The 20,086-nt window shown below is 37.3% G+C and carries 20 protein-coding genes and 1 pseudogene; 9 read left to right on the top strand and 12 right to left on the bottom strand.

Annotated features, from left to right (window positions below):
• Positions 1–84 precede the first annotated feature (84 nt).
• Positions 85–933 carry a DNA adenine methylase gene (locus H5968_RS03745; RefSeq protein WP_187038865.1) on the bottom strand — a complete coding sequence of 283 codons (849 nt, stop codon included), beginning with the start codon at positions 931–933 and terminating at the stop codon, positions 85–87.
• A 181-nt stretch (positions 934–1,114) separates the two neighbouring features.
• Here H5968_RS03745 and H5968_RS03740 point away from each other — a divergent pair, with 181 nt between their 5' ends.
• The 4 genes from H5968_RS03740 to H5968_RS03725 all read left to right on the top strand — a co-directional run bounded on the left by H5968_RS03740 (position 1,115) and on the right by H5968_RS03725 (position 3,635).
• Positions 1,115–1,321 carry a DUF751 family protein gene (locus tag H5968_RS03740; RefSeq protein WP_096568315.1) on the top strand — a complete coding sequence of 69 codons (207 nt, stop codon included), beginning with the start codon at positions 1,115–1,117 and terminating at the stop codon, positions 1,319–1,321.
• A 115-nt stretch (positions 1,322–1,436) separates the two neighbouring features.
• Positions 1,437–1,835 (top strand): 30S ribosome-binding factor RbfA, encoded by a 399-nt coding sequence (rbfA, locus tag H5968_RS03735; protein ID WP_187038864.1) that lies wholly within the window; start codon positions 1,437–1,439, stop codon positions 1,833–1,835.
• 1,069 nt (positions 1,836–2,904) lie between these two features.
• A complete protein-coding gene (locus H5968_RS03730; protein ID WP_096568309.1) occupies positions 2,905–3,141 on the top strand; it encodes a DUF4327 family protein in 237 nt (78 codons plus the stop codon).
• 221 nt (positions 3,142–3,362) lie between these two features.
• Positions 3,363–3,635 carry a hypothetical protein gene (locus tag H5968_RS03725; protein WP_222620542.1) on the top strand — a complete coding sequence of 91 codons (273 nt, stop codon included), beginning with the start codon at positions 3,363–3,365 and terminating at the stop codon, positions 3,633–3,635.
• On the opposite strand, the gene H5968_RS03720 is transcribed toward H5968_RS03725, so the two are convergent.
• A complete protein-coding gene (locus H5968_RS03720) occupies positions 3,618–3,968 on the bottom strand; it encodes a hypothetical protein (RefSeq protein ID WP_096568307.1) in 351 nt (116 codons plus the stop codon). The genes H5968_RS03725 and H5968_RS03720 overlap by 18 nt on opposite strands.
• 259 nt (positions 3,969–4,227) lie before the next feature.
• Between H5968_RS03720 and H5968_RS03715 the strand changes: the two genes are divergently transcribed.
• The 3 genes and pseudogenes from H5968_RS03715 (at position 4,228) to H5968_RS03705 (ending at position 8,114) form a co-directional block, all read left to right on the top strand.
• Positions 4,228–5,133, top strand: a complete 906-nt coding sequence (locus H5968_RS03715) for a cation diffusion facilitator family transporter (RefSeq protein WP_187038862.1) — start codon at positions 4,228–4,230, stop codon at positions 5,131–5,133.
• Positions 5,134–5,451: 318 nt separating this feature from the next.
• Positions 5,452–5,775, top strand: a pseudogene (locus tag H5968_RS03710) (response regulator); the annotation flags it as partial.
• 5 nt (positions 5,776–5,780) lie between these two features.
• Complete coding sequence (locus H5968_RS03705; protein WP_187038861.1) at positions 5,781–8,114, top strand: PAS domain S-box protein; 2,334 nt, start codon at positions 5,781–5,783, stop codon at positions 8,112–8,114.
• On the opposite strand, the gene queD is transcribed toward H5968_RS03705, so the two are convergent.
• From queD to H5968_RS03665, 8 genes are all read right to left on the bottom strand, one after another.
• Positions 8,111–8,590, bottom strand: coding sequence for a 6-carboxytetrahydropterin synthase QueD (gene queD / locus H5968_RS03700; protein ID WP_187038860.1), 480 nt, complete (start codon positions 8,588–8,590; stop codon positions 8,111–8,113). The two genes, H5968_RS03705 and queD, sit on opposite strands and share 4 nt — an antisense overlap.
• Before the next feature lie 30 nt (positions 8,591–8,620).
• Positions 8,621–9,430, bottom strand: coding sequence for an adenine-specific DNA-methyltransferase (yhdJ, locus tag H5968_RS03695; protein ID WP_255427040.1), 810 nt, complete (start codon positions 9,428–9,430; stop codon positions 8,621–8,623).
• 127 nt (positions 9,431–9,557) lie between these two features.
• On the bottom strand, positions 9,558–10,076 hold the full coding sequence (locus H5968_RS03690; protein ID WP_137669061.1) for a DUF29 family protein: 519 nt from the start codon (positions 10,074–10,076) through the stop codon (positions 9,558–9,560).
• A gap of 212 nt (positions 10,077–10,288) precedes the next feature.
• Positions 10,289–11,911, bottom strand: a complete 1,623-nt coding sequence (gene guaA / locus H5968_RS03685) for a glutamine-hydrolyzing GMP synthase (RefSeq protein ID WP_187038858.1) — start codon at positions 11,909–11,911, stop codon at positions 10,289–10,291.
• 337 nt (positions 11,912–12,248) lie between these two features.
• Positions 12,249–13,364: a cobalt-precorrin-5B (C(1))-methyltransferase CbiD gene (cbiD, locus tag H5968_RS03680; protein WP_187038857.1), complete on the bottom strand. Its 1,116-nt coding sequence runs from the start codon at positions 13,362–13,364 to the stop codon at positions 12,249–12,251.
• Between the two features lie 253 nt (positions 13,365–13,617).
• A complete protein-coding gene (locus tag H5968_RS03675; protein WP_187038856.1) occupies positions 13,618–13,917 on the bottom strand; it encodes a hypothetical protein in 300 nt (99 codons plus the stop codon).
• A 44-nt stretch (positions 13,918–13,961) separates the two neighbouring features.
• Positions 13,962–14,552 (bottom strand): DUF3177 family protein, encoded by a 591-nt coding sequence (locus H5968_RS03670; RefSeq protein WP_187038855.1) that lies wholly within the window; start codon positions 14,550–14,552, stop codon positions 13,962–13,964.
• Positions 14,553–14,907: 355 nt separating this feature from the next.
• Positions 14,908–15,150, bottom strand: a complete 243-nt coding sequence (locus H5968_RS03665) for a Calvin cycle protein CP12 (RefSeq protein WP_096568284.1) — start codon at positions 15,148–15,150, stop codon at positions 14,908–14,910.
• A 345-nt stretch (positions 15,151–15,495) separates the two neighbouring features.
• Between H5968_RS03665 and H5968_RS03660 the strand changes: the two genes are divergently transcribed.
• On the top strand, positions 15,496–16,704 hold the full coding sequence (locus H5968_RS03660) for an FIST N-terminal domain-containing protein (protein WP_187038854.1): 1,209 nt from the start codon (positions 15,496–15,498) through the stop codon (positions 16,702–16,704).
• Between the two features lie 93 nt (positions 16,705–16,797).
• On the opposite strand, the gene H5968_RS03655 is transcribed toward H5968_RS03660, so the two are convergent.
• Positions 16,798–17,907: a metallophosphoesterase gene (locus H5968_RS03655; RefSeq protein ID WP_187038853.1), complete on the bottom strand. Its 1,110-nt coding sequence runs from the start codon at positions 17,905–17,907 to the stop codon at positions 16,798–16,800.
• 173 nt (positions 17,908–18,080) lie between these two features.
• On the opposite strand from H5968_RS03655, the gene trmB reads away from it, so the two are divergent.
• Positions 18,081–18,716 (top strand): tRNA (guanosine(46)-N7)-methyltransferase TrmB, encoded by a 636-nt coding sequence (gene trmB, locus H5968_RS03650; protein ID WP_187038852.1) that lies wholly within the window; start codon positions 18,081–18,083, stop codon positions 18,714–18,716.
• An 8-nt stretch (positions 18,717–18,724) separates the two neighbouring features.
• Here trmB and H5968_RS03645 read toward each other — a convergent pair whose 3' ends face one another.
• Positions 18,725–19,882 carry a hybrid sensor histidine kinase/response regulator gene (locus H5968_RS03645; RefSeq protein ID WP_187038851.1) on the bottom strand — a complete coding sequence of 386 codons (1,158 nt, stop codon included), beginning with the start codon at positions 19,880–19,882 and terminating at the stop codon, positions 18,725–18,727.
• Positions 19,883–20,086: the final 204 nt, after the last annotated feature.

The following is a 20,086-nucleotide window of genomic DNA, read 5'->3' as shown; positions in this document are numbered from 1 at the left end:
CAATATTACTTAGGGATCTGGATATCAAAAATTGCTATATCTGAATACTTACTTCCAATCTTTTTTGTCTGATTCAGACATCCTCTAATAAGAAGTCACTAAAACCTCACTAATATTACCCCGCTTATTAGCATTAGAATTAATGGATCTGGCAGCGGAAATTGCATGAATATTAAACCGACGATAAAGATCACGAATAAAATCACAATCTGAATTTGCTAACATTACCTTAACACCCCGTTTAGCTAATTCTGCAAATACATCTCTTAATTGTTGTTGCTGTTTTTCCCCAAATAAATATTTACTATAAGCTGTAAAATTACTGGTTTCACTCAGAGGTTGATAGGGAGGATCAAAAAAAACAAAATCATCACTGCTAGTAGCATAATTCAAAACTGTGGTAAAATCTGCGTTTTCAATGTCTGCTGTAGCAAGTGCTTTTGATGCAAGTCTTAAAACATCTTCTTGACAAATACCAGGATTTTTATATCTACCCAAAGGAACGTTAAATTTACCTTGAGAATTGACTCGATATAAACCATTAAAACAGGTTTTATTCAAATAAATAAACCTAGCTGCTTTCTGTAAATCTGTTCCTTCCGAATTAGAACGTATTTTATAATAATAATCTCCATGATTTTTATGATGTTTTTCCTTGTGTTTTTGTAGACGTTCAATTAATTCGTCAACATGATCTCTAACACAGCAATAGGTCGTAATTAAATCAGTATTAATATCAGTTAAAACAGCTTGGGAAAATATGTTTTGTGCTTGGAGATGAAAAAAAACCGCCCCTCCACCTAAAAAGGGTTCATAATAATGCTGGTAATTTGTGGGAAAATATTTTTGATATTGAGAAATCAACCTACCTTTACCTCCCGCCCACTTTAAAAAAGGACGCGGGTAAGTTGTTTGAGAAACTTTACTAATCATATATATTTCTATATTTCTATTAAAATAAAAATTACTAATTACCAATTACCCATTACCAATTACCTATTACCAATTAGTTATTTTATATGAATTGAGCAATTTTCAACCCTATAGACTACAATTAAATTAAATAAGCACCTGAAAACAAACTATAGTTTATAACAAGGCAGTCTATATTCAAATGTTTGATGGATTTTGGGATAACGTATTTCGCTACCCCCGGTACTTGGTTACTATCGTCTTAGGTCTTTTGCTGAATACCTTTCAGCCATTGATGCCTTTTTTAAAACGCCCAGGTACTCTAATAGCAGTGCTTGGTTTATTAGTAGGAGGGTTCTTTTTCGTAACTTTGACTCTCCGGGCGATGCTGGGTTTGAGTACAATCTAAACTAAAACCTGAATAGGGTTTAAACATCAGGACAATTGCTGTAAGTTTTACAGCTATTATCCTGAATTTGCATCTATATCATATCGTAAAACCTCTGTGAGAAGGCGGAATTTATATGGCTACAAATCGCCGCGTTTCCCGCGTTGCTGAATTAATTAAACGGGAAGTTAGCCAAATGTTGCTCAACGGTATTAAAGATGACCGTGTGGGTACAGGAATGGTGAGTGTCACCGATGTAGATGTTTCCGGTGACTTGCAACACGCTAAAATTTTCGTCAGTATTTATGGGACCCAGGAAGCTAAAGCTGAAACAATGGAGGGTTTAAAATCAGCAACTGGTTATGTCCGTAGTGAACTAGGTGCTAGAGTAAGGCTGCGTCGTACTCCAGAAGTGATCTTTGTTGAGGATCGCTCTCTTGAACGTGGTACTAAAGTGCTGAGTTTATTAAACCAACTTCAGCAGGAGCGTCAAACAGAAAGCATTGCAGAAGATGAGGAAAATTTTTCCCAATAGTTAACTTAAATAAGCTGTTGTGCATTTAATTTGTATAAGTGGAACAGGCAAGATGCCTGTTCCACAAGAGTTCAGAATATTAGGATTATACAATTTAGCTGTGTAACAGCTTATCCAGATCCCCGACTTCTTTAAAAAATCGGGGTTCTATCATCTATTTTACGTTTAATTATAGCAGAAGGCAGAAGGCAGGAGGCAGGAGGCAGAAGGCAGAAGGCAGAAGGCAGGAGGTGAAACATCCTTGCGGCTTGGGTTTTGCTTGTTCCGTTTGTACCTCATGGATGTGCAATCTGCTGTATGTTGATGTAATTAAAAATAAGAAACTTAAAAATACTTAATGGAATGATATGATGAATTGTTGGTTAATTAAATTTTGTATCACTGATTACGAAGAGTCACAAATAGAAAGCAGCACAGTTTAAAAATGTTTAAAGAATGTTTAAAAAATGTTTAAAAAATTGTTAACAAATGCTGGCTATAAAATTTAGTGGTGTAACTTAGCCATTGGGATCAGATTTCAAATTTTTAGATGTTGGATTGGCAATAGCCTGATGGATCTAAATTTTGCAAATCTATTGGTCGCACCTGTATGGTATAATGTATAAAAAAGGACAAACCATAACCAATTTCCGGTACAAGATACCAGATATATTTTTTGGTAAAAATCCATGACGGTGTAGCTAGAAAAGGCTTTACAAGGGCTAAAAGTGATTATTGGGAATCTCAATAATAATTTTTTGATACATAATTTTAGAAAATACTAGATTAAATTGTAACCATAGGTATATAGATATTAAAGTGTAAACCTGTTAATAGTAGCTGCAAGGCATTACCAATCAGCCAAATTCTAAATGTTGGGATGCACAATTGGAAATGGAGTTAATATTAATGTTGTGCTTCCTTGACAAACTTAACATTTCTTTAGATAATTTATAGGTGTATAGCGTCAAAATGATAATAGTTCCGTATAGCAAACTACAAAACCTAGCCAAAGGTCTAAATTATTGCCATTTTCTTTCCTGATGAAAATTGGGAATACTATCTAAATGTAAATTTGTGAGTAAAAACAATGAGTGTGAATACGGTGCCTTCTATCAATTACTACTCTCTCGACGTAATCCAGGACGAAGCACGCCAACTGGTGCAGAAGGGAATGGTGAGCCGTCAACAGCCAATATATACACTCTGCCAATACATCCCTGCTAGAGAGTGGGTTTGTGTTGAATATGAATTGGAGAAGTGTGACTTTTTATTGCGCGATCGCATTGGGGATTTAATTGGTCGTGAAGAATGGGAAAACGACTAATTAGAATCAAAGGTTGGTTTTAAATTGGGTGTTGATTTTTGATGTGTGGATCTAACAGGAAATATTTCCCTGTCCATCATCTATTCTCAACTATGAACACAGAACAATTAAAGTCTGAATTTATACTACTTTTCCAGTGAGCGATATTGACGATGGACTGAGCCTCCCCATCGTGATTTTGAATAAGTAGTCATTATTTTATTTATACTTGTCCAGAGTTCATGACTTTGGGCAAGTATATTTTTTGTCAGGAGATCAAGGAGTCAGGAGTCAGGAGTCAGGAGTCAGGAGATCAAGGAGTCAGGAGTCAGAAGGTAAATATTTCTCCCCAATCACCAGTCACCAGTCACCAGTCACCAGTCACCAGTCACCAGTCACCAGTCACCAGTCACCAGTCACCAGTCACCAGTCCCCAGTCACCAGTCCCCAGTCACCAGTCCCCAGTCACCAGTCCCCAGTCCCCAGTCCCCAATCACCTATCCCACCTGTTCTAAATACTGGTTAATATCCTCAATCATGCGAGTGAGTTCAGCTTCTGTGGTTAAGCGAATACCAACATTACGAACTGTTAACAGCACTTTTGCTGCAAAGGGAGTAGGCCAGATATTGGGATTACAAAAAACTTCTAAAAATACCTCTCCTGTGTAGCGATACTCTAAAGGAGGTTGGGGAGTAACTTTACTACCAGGTGTAGGTTTAGCTGCAACAGCTTTGAGACTGAGCATTAATTGATCTATTGCTGCTTTTAATTCTCTTGCTGCTGCGGGTGAGAAACTGAAAGATATAGAACCATCTCCTAGATTTAATGTTAAAGGGGTAGAAGACATAGGGCTTTTTGATTAAAACTTCTTAGTAATTACATATATTATCAATTGAAAATTGAAAATTGACAATTGACAATTTTTTTATGGGTATGGGATTTTAGCTGACTTTATTTAAAATTAATCTCAATAATTGGGCGAAAAATTGAGAGTTTATGGAGAAGAATATTCGTTACTGCGTAAGACTTTGATACATTTTATTTGTGTTTATTTTTGCTTTAGGTCTTAAAGTAGAAATTATAGATCGTGATATGATCAATGTGCTATGACTTACGATAACCGTGCGGAAGTTAAAAAGGTTTTAATTATTACTCTGCTCCTCAATTTATTCGTAATGGGACTCAAAGCATTTGTGGGGTACTCAACAGGTTCTCTGAGTTTGTTGGCTGACGCATTGCATAGTGTGACAGATAGCGCCAATAATGTTTTAGGATTAGTTGCTAGTAAATTTTCTTCCCCCCGTCCAGATCGAGAGCATCCCTACGGACATCATAAATTTGAAGCTGTGGGAGCTTTAGGAATAGCGGCTTTTTTAGGTATAGCTTGTTTTGAAATTCTCCAAGGAGCTATTGAGAGAATTATTAAAGGTGGTTCACCTGTGAAAATATCGGGTTCTGAGTTGTGGTTATTGCTAATTGTATTAGGAGTAAATATATTTGTGGCGTTCTATGAACGTAATGTTGGTAGGCGGGTAGGTAGTTCAATTTTAATTGCTGATGCTACACATACCATGAGTGATGTGTGGGTGACTATTTCTGTGTTGGGGGGGTTAATAGGAATTTGGTGGTTAAATTTTCAATGGTTAGATGTGGTGTTAGCTTTTCCCGTAGCTTTGTTAGTATTTTGGAGTGGATGGTCAGTTTTAAAAGAGAATTTACCTTGGTTGGTGGATCAGATAGCGATCGCACCTGAAGCTATTCATGAGATCGCAATTTCTGTTCCCGGAGTAATTAATTGCCATGATATCGCTTCTCGTGGTGTTTTGGGTCGTCAAGTTTTTATAGAAATGCACTTAATAGTAGATGCACCAGATGTAGAAACTGCTCATAATATTACCGAAGAAGTAGAAAGTCAACTACAACAACGCTTTAGTCCAGTGAGAATTTTAATTCATGTTGAGCCACCAGCATACAAATCTGAAAGTATTACCTTTGAAAATGGAGCAACTTAACGAAGGCAGGGGGCAGGAGGCAGAAGGCAGGAGGCTTATTGTACGGAGATTTAAACCCTGCTCCAAAAACACAAAATTTTTGCCTTGATTCGGTATAATATTAATATGGTTCAATAGATTTTCCATAAACAAAGATTGTAAAAAATTGTGTAAAAAAAATAAATTTCTAAATTCTCTACCAATGTATTTGATTACGTCCTGTGTTTGTAGATAATTTATACATTGATTTTTCCATACTTATCAGTAAGTATAATCATAAATTATGAATCAAATAAATCAGAACAATATCATTAGTAATCATCTCATTAGTAATTTACTGCCCTCGATTACCTATATCATAATGGCATATATGGTGACATCCAAACTTATCCCCATCCAGCAATTATTTTACTGGATCTGAATTTACCAGGAACTGATGGTAGAGAAGTTTTACAACAAATTAAACAGGATGAAAATTTAAAAAAAATTCCTGTCGTTATATTCACCACTTCTTCTAATCCCAAGGATATTGATATATGTTACCAATACTCGGTTGCTAGTTATATCTTGAAACCTATAGATATCAAAAGACTAATTAAAACTATTCAAGTTTTTTTAACCTATTGGCTAGATATTGTCATTCTTCCTGAGACTTTTAACTAATAACTATGGTGCAACCACGAACTGTTTTAATTGTTGATGATTCCCCTGAAGATCGCCAAGTTTATCGTCGTTATCTCCAGCAGGATCAGGAATATATCTACACAATTTTTGAAGAAGAATTGGGACAGGAAGCATTAGCTTTATGTCGGCAGTTTCAACCAGATGGAATTTTATTAGATTTTGTGTTACCCGACTTAAATGGATTAGAATTTATCACCGAATTAAAACAGCAAACTCAGGGCAATATACCAGCAGTAATTATGTTAACAGGGTATGGTAATGAAGCGGTTGCTGTGCAAGCTATAAAAAGTGGTGTTCAAGATTATTTAGTCAAAGGTAAAACAACAGCAGAACTCTTATGTTCAACCGTCAATTCAGCTATTAAAAACGTTAATTTAAGTCAGGAATTACAACGCAGTGAGGAGCGTTTTCGTACTTCTGTAGAAAATATGCTCGATTGCTTTGGCATTTATTCGGCCATTCGCAACCAAAACGGTGAAATAATTGATTTCCGCATTGATTATGTAAATGCAGCAGCTTGTGAATGTCACAGACTCACAAAAGAAGAAATAATAGATAAAAGACTGTGTGAAATACTCCCTGCTTATCGAACTAGTGGTATATTTAATGAATATTGCCGAGTTATAGAAACAGGCAATCCTGTAATGAAAGAATCACAACAATTTATCTGCAAATCTAAACAGAAGCAATTAGCTAGATATTTTGATTTTCGTATTGCCAAAATGAAAGATGGCTGTGTGGTTTCTTGGCGAGATGTCACTGAAAAAAAACAAGCAGAGGAACGGTTGCGACAAAGTGAAGCCAAATTCCGCAGAATTGTCGAATCTAATATAGTTGGTATCTATTTTGGTGACATCGGTGGGCAAATTTATGAAGCTAATGATGCCTTTCTGAAAATATTGGGCTACACCCGTGAAGAATTTGCAAATGGCAGTATTCGTTGGGATATGATGACACCTTCAGAATACAAAAATCTAGACCAACAAAAAATTCAAGAACTACAAACTTTGGGAATTTGCACTCCCTTTGAAAAACAGTATTTTCACAAAAATGGTTCTCGTATACCAGTGCTATTAGCAATTGCCTTGATAGAAGGTGAAAAAAATGGCTATAGTGTCTGCTTTGTTCTGGATTTAACCCAACACAAACAAACTGAAGAGGCATTGCGCCAAAGTGAACAATCATACCGTTACTTATCTGATGCCATACCTCAATTGGTGTGGATAGCGAATACTCAGGGTGAATGCGTTCATGTCAATCAAAGGTGGCTAGATTTTACAGGACAAACCCTTGAGCAAGTGATAGGATTTGGCTGGACTAAAATAGTGCATCCAGATGATATTCCCATTGCGATGGAAGCATGGTTAACAGCTTTACAAACAGGGAAACCTTATGAATTTGAAAAGCGTTTGAGAAGATATGATGGCGTTTATCGCTGGTATTTAGTGAGAGCAGTACCCATTAAGGATGAGTGGGGAAGGGTTGTCAAGTGGTTTGGGACGAGTACAGATATTGAAGATAGCAAGCAGTTGGAGGCAGAAAGGGTCCGGCTTTTAGAAATGGAAAAAGCTGCCCGTCTGGAAGCTGAACAAGCGAACCAAGCAAAAGATGACTTTGTGGCCATGGTATCCCATGATTTGCGATCGCCACTCAATGCAATTTTAGGTTGGGCAAACTTACTGCGAACTCGGTCTTTAGATACACATACTATCAATCGTGCCTTAGAAATTATTGAACGAAATGCTCACTCCCAAGCCAAACTTTTGGAAGACTTGCTGAATATTTCCCGCATCCTACGGGGCAAGCTACAGCTTGAAGTCAGTCAAGTTGATCTGGTGTCTATTGTGAATACAGCTATAGAAACTGCTTATCCCACAGCAAAAGCTGAAAATATTTTCCTAGAATCAGTAATTGCTGAGTCAATTCCACTTATTAGGGGAGATGCTCACCGCTTACTGCAAGTTTTGGGTAATTTAATTGCCAATGCTATTAAATTCACTCCTTCCGGGGGAAGGGTGAAAGTGAAACTGTCACTGGTTGACGATCAAGTTACAAAACTCAAATATACTCAAATTACGGTTAGTGATACAGGAATTGGTATTAGTCCAGAGTTTTTACCCTTCGTATTTGAACGCTATCATCAATGCGATGGGCTATCCCCCACCATAGGTGAACGCAATCATAAAAAAGGCGGTTTAGGACTAGGTTTAGCGATCGCTCGTCATTTAGTAGAATTACACGGAGGTACAATTGAAGCCTCTAGTCCTGGTGTGGATAAGGGCGCTACTTTCACCATTAAATTGCCAATTTCTAGTTAAATGATGGTTGTTAAATTAATATCACCGTCATCATCACTTTCACGAGAAAGCAGTAAATTCAAACTTTCACCAGAATTTAACCAGCCTGATCTGCGATTTTTAGAATACAAACAGATAGATGTACAAGTTTCATCAATTCTCACTGCTGTTAATCCTGGTAATCCCGCTTCCTCTAATTTATCATATATCCAAGCCGCAATTGCTTCACTGGTTGGTGATTCCAAACCCGTAGATTCATTTAAATAATAATGATCTAAATAATTATCTAGTAAGGGTTGGAGATATTTTTTAAGATCTGAATAGTCCATCACCATTCCTTGTTTAGCACCTGCTTGCACTAAGGTATTAGCAGATATATAAACGACTCCACGCCAACTATGTCCATGCAACCGGGCGCATTTGCCGTCATGATAAGGTAACTTATGTGCTGCCTCAAAGCGAAATTCTTTACCTATTAACCATTGATTATTAGTCATTCTACTCCTGTATATTTGATTTTTTCGGTTTTATAAAAGTTTTTCTCCTTGATATTCTGTCCATGCTAAAACTCGTCTTAAACCAATTTTTAAATATTCTTCTTGCAGTTCAATACTAATAGATTTTCTTCCTAAACGTTTAGCTACAGCAGCAGTTGTAAAAGTCCCCGCAAAGGGATCAAGTATTAAATCTCCTTCATTACTACTTGCTAACATCATTCTTTCTATTAATGATTCTGGTTTTTGTGAAGGATGATTTTCATATTCTTTCATTTTATATCTCACACGAGAAAAATACCAAACATTCCCAGGAACTTTTTCTGTATTATAAGCAGTGGGAACAGATTTTCTGTAATCAATCAATTGACGTTGTGAACCAGTTTTTGCTTCAATTTTGATATCATCTGCGTTAAAAGTATAGTTATTTTTATCTTTCACACAATGTAAAATGGGTTCATACATTGACCCAAAGTATTTTTTAGCTTGAACTCCCGAACTATCATAATGCCATATTATCCGACTGAGAATAGTTAATTTTTTTCTCAAGTAAATATCAAAACAAGGCATTGCTTGGGTACTAGACATTACATAAATTGTGCCATTTGGTTTGAGAATACGAACACACTCATCTAACCATTGATAGGACCAATTTAAATATTCTGCTTCAGATTCCCATTTATCATGAAAATCACCAAACTTTTTACCTATATTATAAGGCGGATCAATAATAATTAAATCTACTGATTCTGAGGAAATATGATTCTTTAAAACGTTAATTGTGTCACCATGAAATATGATATTTCCTTGTTGTTCATAAGATTGAATCATACTTGAAATCATACATAATTAGGGGTTGCTGAAAAAGTATTTTTTAGGAGGTAGGAAATAGTTAATCAAATATTCTTCAAGTTCTATCAGGTCTTGATATGATTAAACCGCAAATAACGCAAAGATAAGAGAGTTAATTTTATTTTTTTCCTAATTTCCAATTTTCACCACCTGGTAATTGAGTTAAATAATTATCAATGACTGCTGGCAACTCTTTAACTGAGTAATTATAAGTGAGTCTTAATAAATTTTCTGCTTGTTCAATTATTTGTTCTTTATCTACCATTTCTGTCAGTTGAAAGGGGCTGTAAATACCATTTATTACTTCTTCACTGGCATCTCTAATGGCTTCTTCAAATTCATCTTCTAAGATTGGTTGCCATTCATCTATTTTCACATAATAGGAGGTTTTATTATCCTGTAAATTTATTTTTTTTATTTCTCTAACTGAACCACGAATTGAATTTGCCCAAGAATTAGTTAAGCGTTTTTCTATTTGATTTTTAATCAAATGAATTATTAATCTTACTAGGAATGATTGGATATTCCTAAAAATTGCTTGTCTACTCATTCCCTCTAATTCGTCTACTATAGCTAACGCATCTGTATAACGCTGTTCTAAAATACTATTTCTGAGGTCTATTAATTCTTGTGTCATATTTATACTAGCCTCAATTTACATTCTTGATAATTTCATTTTCACTAGATTTAATATTACCAAGTTTCTTATATTATAGCAGGAGGCAGGAGGCAGGAGTTATGTATTTTGGATTTTGGATTTTGGATTTTGGATTGTTTTTGTTAACTCCAATCTAAAATCTAAAATCTAAAATCTAAAATTTTCTTCCCCTGTCACCTGTCAACTGTCACCTATTCCCATTCTATAGTTCCAGGTGGTTTGGAGGTGATATCAAACACCACACGGTTAACACCTTTCACTTCATTAACGATCCTGGTAGAAATTGCCTCTAACACATCATAAGGTACACGCGCCCAGTCTGCTGTCATCCCATCTTCACTGGTGACTATCCGTAAAACTATGGGGTAAGCATAGGTTCTTTTATCACCCATTACACCCACACTACGAATAGGTAATAATACGGCGAAGGCTTGCCAATAGTCGTGATATAAGCCTCTTTGGTTGATTTCTTGACGGACAATTAAATCAGCATCACGTAAAATATTTAACCTTTCGGCTGTCACTTCGCCTAAAATCCGAATCGCTAAACCAGGACCGGGGAAAGGTTGTCTTTGAACAATTTCTTCTGGTAAACCAATGGAACGGCCTACTTTACGAACTTCATCTTTAAAGAGTTTCCGCAAAGGTTCAACAAGTTTAAATCTCAAGTCTTTGGGTAAACCACCAACGTTGTGATGACTCTTAATTTTCACTGCTACTCGTTCACCGGTTTTCGGGTCAACGTTAGTGTCAGCAGATTCAATCACGTCTGGGTAAAGTGTACCCTGTGCTAAATAGTCAAAGTGACCAAGCTTTTTGGATGTTTCCTCAAAAACGCGAATAAATTCATGACCGATAATACGGCGTTTTTCTTCTGGATCGGTAATACCTGCAATAGCAGAAATAAAGCGATCGCGTGCATTGACATACTCTACGTGAATATGAAACTGTTCTTCAAACAATTTTAACAACCTTTCTGGTTCTAATTTCCGCATAAAGCCTTGATCAATAAACACACAGGTTAATTGATCACCTATAGCTTTATGTAGCAAAAATGCCAAAGTAGAAGAATCTACACCGCCAGAAAGTGCCAATAATACCCGTTTATCTCCCACCCTAGCGCGAATTTCCCGAATTGCTTCTTCTACAAAAGCCGCAGTCGTCCAAGTAGGTTCACAGTCGCAGATGTGGTAAACAAAGTTACGAATTAATGCTAAACCACCCAGGGAATGTACTACTTCAGGATGAAACTGTACACCATAAAATTTTTTATCATGGTCAGCAATGGCCGCACAGGGAGTATTTTCTGTATGTGCTAATAATTCAAACCCTGGTGGCATTTTTGTCACTGAGTCACCATGACTCATCCACATGGTTGTACCATCTTCGACGTTGGTTAACAAGTCCGTGGGATCATCTATATATAATGATGCTTTACCATATTCACCCCGATCCGCTTTGGTGACTTCTCCTCCCAGTTGGTTTACCATCAACTGCATCCCATAGCATACACCTAAGATGGGGATGCCTAATTTCCAAATTTCTGGATCACAATGGGGCGCGTTTTCGCTATAAACTGAATTTGGACCACCAGATAAAATTATCCCTTTGGGGTTGAGTTTCTGTAAATGTTCTGCTGTGGTGCGATAGGATAGCACTTCAGAATATACTTGAGTCTCGCGGATACGTCTAGCGATTAGTTCTGAATATTGAGAACCAAAGTCTAGAATAACAATCATTTGGCGATTTAACTGCCCCAAATTTTCCTGAGTTTGGGGTGCTGCTTCGGTTGGTAGAGTCACCGCTGTATTCATGATGGTGAGAGTGTGTCTTTGATAGTAAAAACGTCAGTTACCATTTTCGGCTTTTTGGGCTAATAGCTTTTTAGGCTAATAATGGTCGAGAAACCTAAAATACAGCAAATTTCATGTTGATGAGGTACACAAGGTTGGGTAAGGATATCCAACCCACATAAGTAAATATTATGAAAGTGTGTACTACATTATACTGATATATTACTGTATATAGATACGACTATGGCCGCACCTATTGAGCCGATAAATTTGGCTTATTATTAACCGCGAAAAATCACTCTGGAGTAGGTATACAAAAAATTATTTATTTGCTTTATTTATGATTATTCATATTAAGTTAACATAATTTTTCCATTAAGACACAACCAGTTTTACTCTTGATGATAATTTCTCGGTTGCGGTCGAAAAGCACAGAACCGCATACTGTGGTGTTAATATCTCGGTCACAATGACTTTTGATATATTCTTGAGAGCGAGTATCAATGGTTTCGGCAATGCTGCCATAAACTTGATCAGTCCAATTACTAGCAGTTTTGCTATCTAAGTCTCGGAGATGTTTTAAAGCTGCTTCTGCGGTGGGACTGTGAAATACTCTATGTATCTCTGAAGTTGGTAAACTGGCGATCGCACAATGGGCAGCTAAAATTTCCCGTCGGCCATCTGCTAGGTGGTGATGGGTGTGAAAAATTCCCCCTGCTAATTTCATTAGTTTACCGTGATAACCAAATAATAAGATTTCTTGGACTCCTAAAAGATTTGCTTCTACTAATAAAGGTCCTAACCAGTTGGCGGTTTTTACCAGTTGTTGCGGGTTTATTCCCTGTTTTTGTGCTAAGTCTAAGCCATTTTCGCCAATACAAAAAACTAAACTTTGAAACTCACTAGCTTTTTTTTGTAAATCACTGCGAAAAGCTGTTAGTTGATCTGGTGTGCTTAAAGGTTGGGAAATACCGCTTGTTCCTAATAAAGATAGTCCTTCAACTACTCCAAAAGCAGCGTTAGAAGTTCTCTCCGCCAGCGATCGCCCTTCTGGTAAAATAATTGTGACGATGATTTTTTCCCCTGGTGCTAAAAGTCGCTGCAAGTTTTCCGTTAACAACTTTTGAGCATAAGTATAAATTGCAGCTTTTTGTTCACCATTAATTTGCTTGCCAACTCCTTCTCCACCTTTAATAACAACACTTTCACCTTCTCCGTGATACCATTCTACTGTTGCCCAAATTGGTGTATTTTTTGTTAAGTCTAGATTATCACCCGGATCACTGCGAGTAATAGCTAAAGCTGCATTTTCCGATATTCCCGCTACTTGTTCAATTGGTATTTCTGCTATTTCAGCAGGTGTAATTAAATCAATATTAATTACATTTAATGGTTGACGATGACGCAACCAATGTAAAGCCGCAATAGCAGCAGCACCAGCAAAAACGGGGAGAGTGTAACCAGAACGGGACATGATAATTGATAATTGATAGTTGATAATTGATAGTTGATAGTTAATAGTTGACAGTTGATTAGGTTATACTAAAAACGGGTTACAGCCTTACTATTTAAATCGCTAAGAGTATTGCTATACAAAGATTTTTGCCTGGGCAAAAGTCTAGCAATCATCCGTTTTTAGTATATTTACTTGCCCTGCTACCCCTGACTTCTCCATCTCCCCATCTCCCCACCTGCTGTCACCTGTCACCTGTCACCTGTCACCTAAACTAAACACCTACTTCTAACAATAAAGCTTCCATAGCTTCCCAAGAAATACCTTGTTGTATATAACGGGGAGATTCAGAATTATAAGGACTGGCTATGCGGTCAATAGCCACAATTATGGCATCATCAGGTAAGACAGGCACATCTGGATCAAAAGCTGTGGGGCGCATCAAAGAACTAGAAAAACCCTTAAACACGGCAATTTTATCTTGTTCATCAGCAATATTGATGGTTACTAATAGAACCTCTTGAGGTCGTTTGACGGTGTATTGTTCTAGCCTTTTACCAATGGAATTATTCATCAAAATGATATTTTACAAGTTAATTGAGTATTTGCATTATTTTGCTACTGTGTGGCGTTTCTGCCATGTTTACCTAGTTTCACTAATACAAAATAGCTGAGATAAACTACATAAATTACTAAGCCAATTATACCCAAAAACCCAAGAAAAGCTGGTTTGCTATTATAATGGAAATAATCTTTAAACATTAATGGTGCTTCTAACCAAACTCTACAGTAGTTAGATTTGAGGGCATTTTCTGAAAAAGCACAGGTTAAGAAAGGTGCAAAACTAATTACACCTAACAGGGAATAAATCGTCATTGCCCAACGCCAAGATGTGAAAATGAATTTCAAAATACTTTTCGGTTGATACTCAATTTCATCGTTGATATCAACCCAAAACCAAAGAGAAATGGGAATGAGAATACGAGCCATTAAACCAGTGATAAAACTGACTGCCAACCCACCAATCATTAAGTAAACTGTGATGGCCAATAAACTGGCAACCCGCCAGTAAATTATTAGCAAGCGTTGTATACCATCTGCTTTTTGTACAAATGCCCAAATCAGAAGAATCAGGGGAATAATTAAGCTAAATAATAATGCTAATCTATAATCCATCCAGACATAGGGGCGAAACCAAAGTTGTGGCATAGTTTTTATTAGTTAATACCGTAGAATTAAGGTTGATTTTGTAAGCATTCATCCGTCAGCTATCAGTATCCTGCCTCCTACCTTCGCTAAAGGAGGCAACAAGCAAAAGACAAAAGACAGAAGTTTTATAATTTTGACTTTTGACTTTTGACTTTTGACTTTTGACTTGATTTGTCTCCTGATCAGGTTTATAACCAGTGATTTGAGAGATGATCAAAACAATCGGGTCTAAAACCGGACTTCGTGCGGCTACGCTAATGCTATTGAAGGACAAAAGTTTTTGGAGGGGGTATAAACCCCATGACAATAACGGACTCCTGCCTCCTGCCTTAGTTAAGAGTGATTAGCTAAATCTCTAGTCCTCGTAAAGCCGACACTCATCTGCTTCTGGGTTAGCATCACAATATGTTTCTAAAGAGGTTTTGGGTTTATTTTGACGCTGGTGAGCAGCTTCCGCTTGCAATTCTTCGACTGCATCCCAAGCAGCAGCACATTCTGCGGAGTTGCTGCCGGAAATATCACAGACAACACGAGCTTGTTCAACTTCAGCTTGAATTGTTTCTTGAATGGTTTTGGTTGTTTCTTGAGTGTTTGTCATTGCGTTAATCTCGCTGGGTTTTGTTTATACTAAGTAGAGAAAATCAAAAATTGCGGTTTTTGCTTTAATGTTCGCTTACTATTCTAACCACTGAGTTGCTCAGTTAGACTGCGATGGTGATTATCGCCTACTAATACAGCAAATTACCACAACTATACCCGGATTTCTCTTAATGTTTTCAGATTTGGCAGGGTATAACTACCGAAAAAGAAGCATACAATATATTTAATATTTAAATGAATATAGGAGTAAACGCCCCATTCAGCTTGTCAATTCTGATAAGATGCAATATCTCCCTCGATAACACAAACTACTAGCCTCAACACAAAAACAAGTCCAGCAATCATGGCAGACCAAATGCAGTGGGCAAATGCCCTATCAACCCGTCATTCTTTGGAAGCAGCTGTTTCAGATGTGGTAGAACAAGCTGTTTCATCTTTAACAGCACCTGCGGATCTGGGGCTGGTATTCATTTCGTCTGCTTTTGCGAGTGAGTATTCCCGACTTCTACCATTGCTGGCAGAAAAGCTGTCTGTACCAGTGCTGATTGGTTGTGGTGCTGCGGGTGTGGTGGGGACGAACTCAGAAAACCAAATTCAGGAAATAGAAGGGGAAGCGGCGATTAGTTTGACGTTGGCGCATCTTCCTGGTGTCGATGTTCGCCCTTTTCATATTTTGGGCGATCAGTTACCTGATTTGGATAGCTCACCAGATGCTTGGATTGATTTAGTGGGTGTGCCACCATCATCTGTACCCCAGTTTATTTTGTTGTCTAGTGCTTTTTCTTCAGGAACTAATGATTTGTTGCAGGGCTTGGATTTTGCTTACCCTGGTTCGGTGGTTGTGGGGGGACAGGTCGGCGGAGGTTTTGGCAGCGATCGCATCGGCTTATTTTGCAATGATCGCCTATATCGTCAAGGTACTGTGGGTGTGGCTTTGAGTGGTGATATTGTGCTGGAAAGTGTTGTCGCTCAAGGATGCCGTCCCATTGGTGAACCATTACAGGTGACTAAAGCTGAACGCAATATTATTTTGGAGTTGGATGAACAAGTTCCTTTGACGGTGTTGCGGAATTTAATTGATCGCCTCAGTGATGAGGAAAAAATGCTGGCGCAGCATTCTTTGTTTGTGGGGTTGGCAATGAATGAATTTAAGCTTTCTTTAAAGCAAGGTGATTTTCTCATTCGCAACTTACTAGGAGTAGATCCAGCCGCTGGGGCGATCGCTATTGGCGATCGTGTCCGTCCTGGTCAAAGGTTACAATTTCACCTGCGGGATGCTCAAGCTTCTGCTGAAGAATTAGAATTTCTCTTGCAAGAATATCAAGCTGAAAATAGCAATCCATCCTCTGCTTTAGGGGCGTTAATGTTTAGTTGTGTGGGACGTGGTACAGGACTTTACGGAAAACCCAATTTTGATTCCCAGTTATTTAGTAGTTATTTCCATGACATTCCTATGGGTGGTTGTTTCTGTAGTGGTGAAATTGGTCCTGTGAGTGGTAGAACTTTCCTCCACGGTTATACTTCAGTTTTTGCAATTTGTAGAAGAAGGTGACTGGTGACTGGGGAAAAATTTTTAGATTTTAGATTTTAGATTGAAGTTAATGAAATACAATCCAAAATCCAAAATCCAAAATCCAAAATTGAATCACCAATTCCCAAGCAATAGCTTACTGTTATTATCTATGGGGCTGGGATGTCCAGTGTGAGTAACTGCACTATATTTTTGAATGTAACGACGGACTTCTAAAGGAAAGTTGGGATAGTCTATTACTGCATCCCCATCGGCGATAGTTGCCCAAAAATCCCGTAAATCTGGGGCTAGTTGCTGTGCTTGGACTAATGGTAGATTTAAGGGAGGTAAAGTTAGTAATTTGATTAAAAAAGGGAAAGAGCGATCGCCCATCCATTGTTTTGATGATTCTTGCAAGTTAGGAAAATCTGGAACTGATTCCACGCGATGAGAAACTATTTGTAACCATTCTTTACCTAGATGATCTCGTTCAAATTCTAAAACACGGTAAGGATGGGGATAACTAACTAATGAACCAGTGGTAATATCATAGACTCCATCACTACAAGCTACATCTTGAACGTGCAAATGTCCTGTAAAGACTAATCTCACTCCATGTTTACGCAGTAACTTTAAAAGTTCTGGAGCATTTTCTAGCATATAACGATTTGCCATTGGATGATTTGATTGATCTGGTAAATGTTCGACAACGTTGTGATGCACCATCACCAAAACTAAATCATTGTTAATTTTTGCTAGTTCTGTTTCTAACCACTGAAACTGCTGCTGATCTAAACGTCCTATTTGTTTACCATCCTCATCAAAGGTGTTAGAATTTAAACCTATTAGCCGCACTCCGGGCAAGATTTGACAATTGTAGTAAGGTTGGTGTGGGTTTTCATAACCAAACTTGTGGTAATAATGGGGAAAATCTACAAAAGCGATTGATTGTTTGTTTGCTGATAATACAGGAACATCATGATTACCAGGAATAACATACACCGGAAAAGGTAGTTGAGCAAGTCTGTTTGCTAACCACGCATGATTTTCTGGTTCACCGTGTTGGGTTAAGTCTCCGGGAATCAGAAGAAAATCTAAATCAAGTTGTGTTAAATGTTCTAGTACACTTTCAAAGGCGGGAATACTGACTTCCACTAAATGAAATCGGCTGGGATGATCCCAAATTGTATGGGGTAGTGCAATGTGTAAGTCACTAACTATAGCAAAACGAAAGTTGATATCCATTGATTTAAAAAAATGTTAAAGCCGAAAGAGTAAATATACCCTTTTTACAAAAGTATAACTCTTGCCTTGTCTAGTTACGTACTAGCAACCAGACTTAATATTTGTATGTTTAACTTTTATTAGCGAAATTTTAGTGACAGGAGTAGTCAGAAGTAGTCAAAGGAGTATTTATTATGGCTGTGATTCGAGTTCGTCAGCACGTTAACCCCCTAGCGAGAAAATTTCAAACCCCTGTTGATCCCCCAGCATGGGAAAAAATCTATGCACAGTATCAACAACCCTTACATTTAGATATTGGATGTGCGAGGGGTAGGTTTTTATTACAGATGGCACAGGTAGAAACAAACTGGAATTTTTTGGGTTTGGAAATTAGAGAACCTTTAGTTATAGAAGCAAATAGGATAGTTTCTGAGTTGGGTTTAACAAATTTACATTATTTATTTTGTAATGTGAATAATTCTTTGAGTCCAATTTTATCTACTTTAAAACCAGGAATTTTACAACGGGTATCAATTCAATTTCCTGATCCTTGGTTTAAAACTCGTCATGCTAAACGGAGAGTAGTACAACCAGAGTTAGTTGAAGAATTAGCTAGTTATTTGGCTGTGGGTGGGGTGGTATTTTTGCAATCTGATCAGGAATTTATTGCCGTGGAAATGTGCGATCGCTTCCAAGAACACCCAGCATTTGAGAAAATGGGTACAGAAAAATGGTTAGCAGAAAACCCGCTTCCTGTGGCTACAGAAAGGGAAATTGCAACGCAAAATAAAGGTGAACCTGTGTATCGAGCAATGTTTGTCAAGCGTTAAATTTCAATTTAAATTACAGGTAAAGTAACTGTGAAAGTTGTTCCCACATCAATTTGACTTTCAAATTTAATTTCACCACCATGCGCTTCCACACATTTTTTCACAATTGCTAAACCCATACCTGTACCGGAAATACCGCTGACATTTTCACCACGATGAAAGGGAATAAATAGTTGATTTTGATCTTTTGTAGAAATACCAATTCCCCAATCTTGAATTTTGAAGGTTGCTGTTTTTTCTTGTCTGGTTAATTCAAATTTTACCTTGCTATCAGGGTAGGAATATTTAATAGCATTACTAAGGATATTTCCTAAAATATGCCGTAATAAATTTTCATCCCAAAGAGTTGAGCTAAAGTCACCAGAACTGGTAAATTCTATAGTTACTTGTTTCTCTAAAGCAGTTAAATGAGTATCTTCTAATATTTGATGACAAAAAGCTTCTAAATTTAAAGGATAAAGTTGACATTGTAATTTGCCAGAATCAGCTTTACCAATAAAGGAAACTTCATCCAATAATTGTGCCATGTTTTTAATTGCGGAGCGAATTATTTTTAGATGATTTAATTTTTTCTCTTGGGTTAATTTTTCATCGTTGTTTTGTAGCAATCCCGCAGCTAAAAGTATCGTATTCAAAGGATTACGAATGTCATGGGAAAGCATGGACACAAATTCAGTTTTAAACTGATATAGTTCCTGGGCTTTTTCCAGTTCAGCAGTTCTTTCTTCAACTGTGATTTCTAATGTTTGATTGACTGTGCGTAATTGTTCTAAAACTTGTTTTCTGGCGATCGCATACTGAACTGAACGCACTAAAACATCTGGCTTTACTTGTCTTTTGACTAAATAATCTTGCGCTCCCTGTCTCACAGCTTCTATTGCTAATTCTTCATCATTGATATTAGTAAGAACAACAATAGGTGTGCTGGGTGCTTGACTTATTAGTAAGGGTAGGGATGATAATCCTTGACTATCAGGTAAGGTTAAATCTAACAAAATTACGTCATAGTTTTGTTGGCTTAATTCATGAAATGCATCTCGTAATCTTTGAACATGAACTAAACTAAACTCTTTTGATGGGGATTGCTTCAAAAACTCTTGTAACAACCTAGCTTCCGCCAAGTTGTCTTCAATTAACAAGATTTTTACCAAGCAAGTTGCAGTCATTATTTTCCAGGAGTCAGGAGTCAGGAGTTCAGGAGTTCAGGAGTCGTAAGGGCGAAGCATTCGGGCGATAAATTATCAATTTTTATCACAGGTTATTTTCCTGTAAGGGCGAAGCATTCGGGCGATAAATTATCAATTTTTATCACAGGTTATTTTCCGAATGCTTCGCCCCTACTTCGCCCCTACTGCGCCCGTACAGGAGGT

Source organism: Sphaerospermopsis sp. LEGE 00249, assembly GCF_014299995.1.
GTDB classification, from domain to species: Bacteria; Cyanobacteriota; Cyanobacteriia; order Cyanobacteriales; family Nostocaceae; genus Sphaerospermopsis; species Sphaerospermopsis kisseleviana.
The sequence above is the reverse complement of the archived record's forward strand: the minus strand, read 5'-3'. Positions and strand labels throughout refer to the sequence as shown.

Excerpts from the sequence above, each read along its gene's own strand:
- guaA (WP_187038858.1), bottom strand. The coding sequence starts at position 11,911 with ATGAATACAGCGGTGACTCTACCAACCGAAGCAGCACCCCAAACTCAG.
- H5968_RS03665 (WP_096568284.1), bottom strand. The coding sequence starts at position 15,150 with ATGACAAACACTCAAGAAACAACCAAAACCATTCAAGAAACAATTCAA.
- H5968_RS03720 (WP_096568307.1), bottom strand. The coding sequence starts at position 3,968 with ATGTCTTCTACCCCTTTAACATTAAATCTAGGAGATGGTTCTATATCT.
- trmB (WP_187038852.1), top strand. The coding sequence starts at position 18,081 with ATGGCTGTGATTCGAGTTCGTCAGCACGTTAACCCCCTAGCGAGAAAA.
- H5968_RS03740 (WP_096568315.1), top strand. The coding sequence starts at position 1,115 with ATGTTTGATGGATTTTGGGATAACGTATTTCGCTACCCCCGGTACTTG.
- H5968_RS03645 (WP_187038851.1), bottom strand. The coding sequence starts at position 19,882 with ATGACTGCAACTTGCTTGGTAAAAATCTTGTTAATTGAAGACAACTTG.
- H5968_RS03725 (WP_222620542.1), top strand. The coding sequence starts at position 3,363 with ATGACTTTGGGCAAGTATATTTTTTGTCAGGAGATCAAGGAGTCAGGA.
- H5968_RS03745 (WP_187038865.1), bottom strand. The coding sequence starts at position 933 with ATGATTAGTAAAGTTTCTCAAACAACTTACCCGCGTCCTTTTTTAAAG.
- H5968_RS03660 (WP_187038854.1), top strand. The coding sequence starts at position 15,496 with ATGGCAGACCAAATGCAGTGGGCAAATGCCCTATCAACCCGTCATTCT.
- H5968_RS03670 (WP_187038855.1), bottom strand. The coding sequence starts at position 14,552 with ATGCCACAACTTTGGTTTCGCCCCTATGTCTGGATGGATTATAGATTA.
- H5968_RS03655 (WP_187038853.1), bottom strand. The coding sequence starts at position 17,907 with ATGGATATCAACTTTCGTTTTGCTATAGTTAGTGACTTACACATTGCA.
- H5968_RS03675 (WP_187038856.1), bottom strand. The coding sequence starts at position 13,917 with ATGAATAATTCCATTGGTAAAAGGCTAGAACAATACACCGTCAAACGA.
- H5968_RS03715 (WP_187038862.1), top strand. The coding sequence starts at position 4,228 with ATGACTTACGATAACCGTGCGGAAGTTAAAAAGGTTTTAATTATTACT.
- cbiD (WP_187038857.1), bottom strand. The coding sequence starts at position 13,364 with ATGTCCCGTTCTGGTTACACTCTCCCCGTTTTTGCTGGTGCTGCTGCT.
- H5968_RS03705 (WP_187038861.1), top strand. The coding sequence starts at position 5,781 with ATGGTGCAACCACGAACTGTTTTAATTGTTGATGATTCCCCTGAAGAT.
- queD (WP_187038860.1), bottom strand. The coding sequence starts at position 8,590 with ATGACTAATAATCAATGGTTAATAGGTAAAGAATTTCGCTTTGAGGCA.
- yhdJ (WP_255427040.1), bottom strand. The coding sequence starts at position 9,430 with ATGATTTCAAGTATGATTCAATCTTATGAACAACAAGGAAATATCATA.
- rbfA (WP_187038864.1), top strand. The coding sequence starts at position 1,437 with ATGGCTACAAATCGCCGCGTTTCCCGCGTTGCTGAATTAATTAAACGG.
- H5968_RS03730 (WP_096568309.1), top strand. The coding sequence starts at position 2,905 with ATGAGTGTGAATACGGTGCCTTCTATCAATTACTACTCTCTCGACGTA.
- H5968_RS03690 (WP_137669061.1), bottom strand. The coding sequence starts at position 10,076 with ATGACACAAGAATTAATAGACCTCAGAAATAGTATTTTAGAACAGCGT.